The organism is Cellvibrio sp. ATLC23, from assembly GCF_057196725.1.
The window spans coordinates 1-577 of record NZ_JBXUOS010000029.1; the positions used below are offsets into that span (position 1 = coordinate 1).

General features: G+C 44.0%; 1 protein-coding gene. It reads right to left on the reverse strand.

The features are described from left to right. Nucleotides 1–136: 136 nt before the first annotated feature. Nucleotides 137–577, reverse strand: a 441-nt coding sequence (locus tag AC2CG4_RS20045) for a nucleotidyltransferase domain-containing protein (RefSeq protein ID WP_484487952.1), incomplete at its 5' end; no start/stop codon positions are given.

Consider the following 577-nt stretch of genomic DNA (forward strand, 5'->3'; position numbering starts at 1 on the left):
TAACGCCGTGCTCAACGGCAGTTTGTAAGTTGTGGTTTTGTGGAATACTTTTGCGCAGCAAAACCACAAAGCCACGACTTACAAACTGTCCAGCGCACGAAGTGCGCGAGTTGCAGCACTTTGTTATGCACTTAATTTACTGGCGCTGCCAAAGACAGACTGCCTTGCCTTCAATAAATGATTGTAAGGGTACTGATGCGTCGCGAATACCTTCAGGAACCTCATTAAATTTTCTTCCGCAATATGTGGCCTGACCTTCACCTACAACGAGCCAATTGAAATCTGAGAATGCGAACTGAAAGGAAATTGGTTGCCCTTCAAGCAAGACGTTTCCAGATGGGCCTTTCCATAGCACATCAATTCCCTCAACTCTTGAGGTAGTAGCTTGTGGTTCGCTTGTTGAGAATACAAGAAGATCCCAGTCTGATGCAGCGTGAGCGTTACCAGAAGCACGTGAGCCTATAAGCCAAACTTCCATGATGCTTAAGTCATTAGCTAATTGAAAAACTAAATCTTTAATATTTTCTGGGATTTCCATAGGCTCATTGCTTCTACACTTGAATTGCATAACGTTGCG